This is a genomic window from Pseudoalteromonas sp. BMB, from assembly GCF_001709235.1.
In the GTDB taxonomy this organism is placed as follows: Bacteria; Pseudomonadota; Gammaproteobacteria; order Enterobacterales; family Alteromonadaceae; genus Pseudoalteromonas; species Pseudoalteromonas maricaloris.
Genome location: NZ_MBQA01000230.1, coordinates 1 through 5,817, shown reverse-complemented (window position 1 = coordinate 5,817; position 5,817 = coordinate 1). Strand labels below are relative to the sequence as shown.

Here is a 5,817-nt window from a genome sequence, read left to right as displayed (position 1 = left end):
ATTGGAGGAGTCCATATAAGGCGGTTTACCCGCCGAGAAGTTATGCTTTTCGGGTAGTCGCAGCCCATGAATGGGCGTCGAAAACTGTCATGAGGACGGGCTGACTTTACGATAAATTTCGAGCTATCAGCCGTTAGCAAAATAAACCTCCATGTTTAATATCAAAGCGCATCCATGCGCTCCTCGTTCATTTTTTTAAAACGACAAAAAAGAACGAATCAAGAAAACGTCGCCCCGGCATCACACTCAATCCTCAAACCCTAAGCCGATATAGTGCAACCGTCTTGTAAGGGTGAGGTTGCCAGAGCCACTGCCTTTAATCGTGATATTGCCTTGGCTTTGAATGATTTGACTTCCCGCCGGGGCGGTGATGGTGAGGTTGTTGTCTGCCTTGAGGTTTATATCACTTTGGATAACACTGCGATGGCTGCGACCCGCCTTAAGGGTCAAATCTTGTTTGGCGCTGACGTCAATTTGATTGGCGGTGAGTTCAAAGTTAATCATCATCGCATTTTCAATTAATAAGTAAGTGTTTTTAGTAGTAAGGAGTTAAGTGGTTTTTATTTGCTACTTTAATAACAGGAGCATTTATTATGAATAAGCCTTAGCTATAAGCCCTTGTTGGTCTAGTATTTCTTTCTGACCATATGATGCTAATACACTTAGATGGGCGAAAATATTTACTTTACTGACATTGTCAATGGTAGGCTGCCCACCAAGAAAAAAAGCGGGTTCAAAAGCGTACATTTCGTTATATTTTAATTGAGATAATCGAAGTTTACATTTCCCAAAAAGCAAGCCTCCACTCGTATCATTTATATCCAGCGATGTTGGCCTTTTTGCACTAAAGAAAAACTGTATGGCATCGTTTTCTTCTCCAACTGCTATGTCTTCGGCATTACCTTCTTTCTCTATAATCCAACCGTGAGATGGGTCGATTAGATATTTATGTCCAAATTTCTCTCCCCATAAGAATAGCTCTCCAAAAGCACTGCGAGCAATTACATAATATGTGTCTTGCTCGACGATATCTGTATCTCCAAGCCATGCATCTAAGGTATCATCATAATCATCGGGATTAGTTAACCAAAAAAGCCCTTCCCCGAAACCAGAAAATCCGTATTCACTCCAATATTCTAATAATCTAGTAGGCAGTTTACCTTCAAACTTTTTTATTATTTCTGCTGGGGCTTGATTTTTTTCACTAGGCTCTTCAAACTTTTCAAGAAACCACTCGAAATCTTCATCTATTTCAAATTGTTTGGTCATTATTCTAACCTCCTTACTTACACCGTTCTAATTCTATATTCATTTGGATTGTAGGGCCCATTGTTCTCAACGCAACCCTTGCTGCCTCATCCATACCGGAAACTCACCCCCCTTTAGACCACTGAGAACCGAGAGAGGAGTTTACATTTTTATTTCCGAGTTTGTTGATCTTATCACTACCGCCCGCTATCAGGTCAGGATCATGTAAAGCAGCTAACTGAGACATTTGTTCTTTTATCTTCTCTGCTGCGACTTTATCAGCATTTCGACCTTTAATACCCTGCTTTCTCAAACTTTTTAATATTGATTCATACATTTCGTCCTCTAACTTCTTTCTGGCTGATACTTGTGCCATTCCGCCATTCGTTAGAATTTTTCTTGCTTTTTTATGTCCATGCACTTTAACAAGGTCAGTCAAGGTTTTACGGTTTTCTAAATATTGTTCAACCGTCATTTTATTGATGCCGTGCTGCTGAGCTTTTAGTTGTTTATAAAACTCTTTTTCTAGAGCTTGCTTACCACCCTTAAAGTTCTTCGCTAAGTCTTCGCCAGGCATGAAGCAAGGAGGTCTATACTTCTTCATTTTTATAGCTTTGAGTTTAGCCCCCGGCAACTCATTCCCTTTTGGCGGTTCCAACTCATCAGCTTTGGCTTTGGTTGGTTTGTCGGTAACGCCTCGAATTGGTGATTGACCTTGATACTCATCCAGCGCTTTATTGACTCGCTGTCCGATTTCTTGGGCGGCTTGTTGCATATGCTGGTCGATTTTGGGGGTGACGTCGTCTAGGCGTTTTACCGTGGCTTGCATGCCTTCGATGGCGGCGTCTGGAAGTAGTAGGTCGTAGTGCCAACTGGTAGACATGTCATCAAGTGAATCGCGCAGGCCTTTGACGATGTTTTTAACTTCCGTGGCGGATTGTTTTCCTAGGTCTTGCCAGCTAATGACTCATAGGTATTTAACAAAGTCGCCTTTACCAACTTTTCTTTGGGTAAAAAGCTGCATCGGCAATCTCCAGCTTTTAAGTGAATTATGGGCTAGTAAATCGTCATTATTGATAATCGATTATTTGCCCGATCATTTACTCCAAATGTAGCCAGTTTAAAAAGGACTGATCTGACTACAATATTCTATTCTTAGTCATTTAAAAGGAAAGGAAAGACTTATCTTCGTCTATTTTCGAGGCATGATCAGTTGCTTCATCTTCATCCGGCTGTAGCGCTTGAAAAAATGAAGATAGGTTCGTAGAAACCTCATAAAATTCCTGTTCGCTTTCACCACTTTCATGATCCCAGCAGTAGACTTTGAGATCTCTTTTTCCCAAACAAAGTTGATCGCCACCACAAGAGGAGCCAAAAATAAAATAGCCTTTTTGCTCAAGTTCTTCGTACATGGCATTTTTCTGGAGTATATTGTTATCTTGATTATCAATACCATAAAGAATTTCCACCGACTGATAGCCATCATGATCAGTCAGTGGGGTAGCTTGATTAGGCTTAATTTTTGCACCTGAATCAAAAATAACTGATGAATTAAATAGTGAATAAAGTTCCTTTAGTTCATCTGGTATTTCGAACTTAAATCTATTTTCAAGCTCATTGATATCAATAACTTCATCGCTGCATTCATGCAAAGGCATGGCTCCAAGAGAGTCAAGAACATTCTTAATCATAACTTACTTTCCTTTTCTTAAATCAGAAGCTGATCCTATATGAGGTATATTACCATGCAATTTCGTAGGTATAAGCTGGATTATTGTAGCACTAGCGTGGTGTGGAGTTAAATCTAGCTTACTCAGCAATTGCCTAGCGGCATTTTTACTTTTCAGGCCTTTTTGATCAGCTATATATTTGTATACTTGACCAAAGTCTTGCCGTGTACCATTTAATTCATTTGGTGCGAACGCAATTTGGCCCTTAGACCATGGTGTAAAGTCAGGCCTACCATTTTTAAATGTGATTGGCTGACCACCAGTAATTTCATTTACTTCTTTGAGTGTTGATTGCCACGTACCATCACCGTTTAACCATGAGTGGTGCACTTATTATCTGAATTTGGGGATCACTCCTCCATCAAGATCACAATAGATTTGTCTTGCTCTTTGGCATCTCGGAAAGTTCGGTAATAAGCATTTCGAACAATCTCATAAGCGTCTGGGTCTAAGTCGCCTTCGTTTTGCTCAACATATTTAACTAGCTGTTTACCATCATAAGAGTTAATATCGAAGTCTAGATTTTCTTCCATGACATCACTTAAATCGGTAATCATTTCTGAAGGAAAAAAGCCAAAAGAACCATTTATCTCGGCATCAGGAGCAATTAGGTGATTGGGAAAGTAGTGAAATGAACACGCCTCAATCAATTGGCTATTACCAGCAACTTTGTCCCACATGGAAATTGCAGGAATAAAGCCACGCATATTTAATTCAACCGTTTGCCAGCGAATTCCATTACTTAAAGTAATATCAATAAGTTGCTGGTATTTTTGCTGACTGCTTCCTGTTAGTGTTTTTGGAAAAACAGCTTCATCAATGAGATACAAATGAATTAGGCCACTCATTTTTTTCCTTACTAAATTAAATTTAAGAGGTTTAACGGTAAATAGATTGATTCACTAGTACATTCCCACCCATGCATGTCACGACCAAGCTTTGCAAGAGTTAAGGCATTCAAACAAATAACACCTTGCCGGATATCTCTATATTCACCCAATTTTGCTTCGTCAGCGTGCCATTGCAAAGCTTTGTCAATGCCAATTTGCCATTGGGATTTATCACTAGTAATTAGTCCTTTAATTGAGCGTAGTAAAGGCACGATAAATTGTTGAACATCTCTGTCTTTTTCTAATTCAGAAACGTTTAGAGCATTAATTAATGCTGCATCATCAACTTTGAATGTGGTACCAATTTGAATAAGTAGGCGGTCATACAAATAGGATGACTCGTTAATAATGTCCTCGCTCTCTAATTTCCAATTAGAGTCAATAAGTTCGGATTTCAACTCTTTCGTGCCGAAAAGTAAAATACAATTCAAAGTTTCCTGTATGCTCCAGCAGTTTTCTGGCTCTTTCCATAAAGCTTCGAATGCTAACTTAAACTTGTACGGCATAGCTTTTTGAAAGTGTACGATGCTCTTATTGTTTTCTTCAAGCATATAATACGCATAACCTAAATCAAGGTATTCTTCTGCGACAGTAAATAATGCTTCTTTACGCTGCTCCAATGATAATGTTTTATCATCTATTTGTGCCTTCCTATTTTCAATAATAATAGGTGAGTCAGCAATAAGCTCTTCAAAATCTTCTTCATATTGATTGATCTTTAACATTGTAATTCCTAAGGTAAAGGTTGAAGTTTTGATGATACAACAGAACCATTCTTTTCAACCGCCTCTATAACTAAACGACGAACAGGCGGAGTTCCACTTTTCATAGCTCTGAGTAAGTCACTTCCGAGTTGGTTTTTAGATTTGTATTTCTTCGAGTTTTTCATCTTTTTTGCGTTAGCTCTGAGCCAAAATAGAGACATCTGGGTTTGCATGGTTTTTGTTTTTTTCAGCGTAGCTCCAGGTCCTTTAGCTTCTACAGCGAAATATTCGATAATATTTCCTTTACCATCTCTCTTAACCCAAATCTGGTCAATTCCTGGTCCAGGCCCAAAACCCATCTCCATTTGCGCTGGTGGAGGTGGTTTGGAAAAGTGTTTTTCCATATGCATTGCAGCTGCTAACTCACCTTTTCCTTCGGTAATTTTAGCCTTAAAAGCACCGATTTTTCTGGAAGAATCACCATTTCTAATAGCTTGATCCATACGTGATTTATAGTGAGCCATATAAGCTGAAACATCTTTATAATGTTTCTGAAGTCTCGGATCTGTTAATTTGCTAACTTTAGTACCCGGCAACTCATTCCCTTTTGGTGGCTCCAACTCATCGGCTTTGGCTTTGGTGGGCTTGTCGGTAACGCCTCGAATTGGAGGTTGACCTTGATATTCATCCAGTGCTTTATTAACTCGCTGTCCGATTTCTTGGGCGGCTTGTTGCATATGCTGGTCGATTTTGGGGGTGACATCGTCTAGGCGTTTAACCGTGGCTTGCATGCCTTCGATGGCGGCGTCAGGGAGCAGTAGGTCGTAGTGCCAGCTGGTAGACATGTCATCGAGTGAATCGCGCAGGCCTTTGACGATGTTTTTAACTTCCGTGGCGGATTGTTTTCCTAGGTCTTGCCAGTTGATGTCTCTTAGGTATTTAACTGGGTCGCCTTTGCCTAGCTTGCGAAGTACTGCAAGCGCATTGGAGAGGGATTCTCCGGTATTTTTTAAGATAACCTTGCCCACGCCTTTGACGGCTGAGCCCACTACTGGCACTAAACCAATACCCGTTAGGGTAAAGGCAAGCCAAGCGTCGGTGTCGTTGGCTTCATCATCGTCAGTCAGTAACATGACATTAGCGGTGATATCTCGTAAATCCATGACTTGGTCGATAATTGGTATCATGGAAATCAAGGTACCTACCACGATTTGTGACGTGGAGGGGTTTTGATTAAAGTCGCCT

The 5,817-nt window shown here is 40.2% G+C and carries 8 protein-coding genes; all 8 read right to left on the bottom strand.

All coding sequences use genetic code 11. The features are described from left to right. Positions 1-246: 246 nt before the first annotated feature. On the bottom strand, positions 247-507 hold the full coding sequence (locus BB427_RS23575) for a hypothetical protein (RefSeq protein WP_069023630.1): 261 nt from the start codon (positions 505-507) through the stop codon (positions 247-249). An 84-nt stretch (positions 508-591) separates the two neighbouring features. Continuing rightward, the gene (locus tag BB427_RS23570; RefSeq protein WP_069023628.1) at positions 592-1,269 is read right to left on the bottom strand and encodes a GAD-like domain-containing protein; all 678 of its coding nucleotides are present in this window, start codon (positions 1,267-1,269) and stop codon (positions 592-594) included. Between the two features lie 103 nt (positions 1,270-1,372). Then, positions 1,373-2,131, bottom strand: a complete 759-nt coding sequence (locus BB427_RS23565) for a polymorphic toxin type 15 domain-containing protein (RefSeq protein WP_139119102.1) — start codon at positions 2,129-2,131, stop codon at positions 1,373-1,375. 280 nt (positions 2,132-2,411) lie between these two features. Further along, positions 2,412-2,939, bottom strand: a complete 528-nt coding sequence (locus BB427_RS23560) for an SMI1/KNR4 family protein (RefSeq protein WP_069023626.1) — start codon at positions 2,937-2,939, stop codon at positions 2,412-2,414. Between the two features lie 3 nt (positions 2,940-2,942). After that, a complete protein-coding gene (locus BB427_RS23555; protein WP_069023624.1) occupies positions 2,943-3,308 on the bottom strand; it encodes an HNH endonuclease in 366 nt (121 codons plus the stop codon). Between the two features lie 20 nt (positions 3,309-3,328). After that, on the bottom strand, positions 3,329-3,826 hold the full coding sequence (locus tag BB427_RS23550) for a hypothetical protein (protein WP_069023622.1): 498 nt from the start codon (positions 3,824-3,826) through the stop codon (positions 3,329-3,331). Between the two features lie 11 nt (positions 3,827-3,837). After that, positions 3,838-4,593 carry an Imm49 family immunity protein gene (locus tag BB427_RS23545; protein WP_069023620.1) on the bottom strand — a complete coding sequence of 252 codons (756 nt, stop codon included), beginning with the start codon at positions 4,591-4,593 and terminating at the stop codon, positions 3,838-3,840. A gap of 8 nt (positions 4,594-4,601) precedes the next feature. Beyond that, positions 4,602-5,417, bottom strand: coding sequence for a hypothetical protein (locus tag BB427_RS23540; RefSeq protein ID WP_139119103.1), 816 nt, complete (start codon positions 5,415-5,417; stop codon positions 4,602-4,604). Positions 5,418-5,817 lie beyond the last annotated feature (400 nt).

What these genes read in the sequence shown, in the direction of transcription:
- BB427_RS23575 (WP_069023630.1), bottom strand. Translation starts at nt 507, where the DNA reads ATGATGATTAACTTTGAACTCACCGCCAATCAAATTGACGTCAGCGCC.
- BB427_RS23570 (WP_069023628.1), bottom strand. Translation starts at nt 1,269, where the DNA reads ATGACCAAACAATTTGAAATAGATGAAGATTTCGAGTGGTTTCTTGAA.
- BB427_RS23565 (WP_139119102.1), bottom strand. Translation starts at nt 2,131, where the DNA reads ATGTCTACCAGTTGGCACTACGACCTACTACTTCCAGACGCCGCCATC.
- BB427_RS23560 (WP_069023626.1), bottom strand. Translation starts at nt 2,939, where the DNA reads ATGATTAAGAATGTTCTTGACTCTCTTGGAGCCATGCCTTTGCATGAA.
- BB427_RS23550 (WP_069023622.1), bottom strand. Translation starts at nt 3,826, where the DNA reads ATGAGTGGCCTAATTCATTTGTATCTCATTGATGAAGCTGTTTTTCCA.
- BB427_RS23545 (WP_069023620.1), bottom strand. Translation starts at nt 4,593, where the DNA reads ATGTTAAAGATCAATCAATATGAAGAAGATTTTGAAGAGCTTATTGCT.
- BB427_RS23540 (WP_139119103.1), bottom strand. Translation starts at nt 5,417, where the DNA reads ATGTCTACCAGCTGGCACTACGACCTACTGCTCCCTGACGCCGCCATC.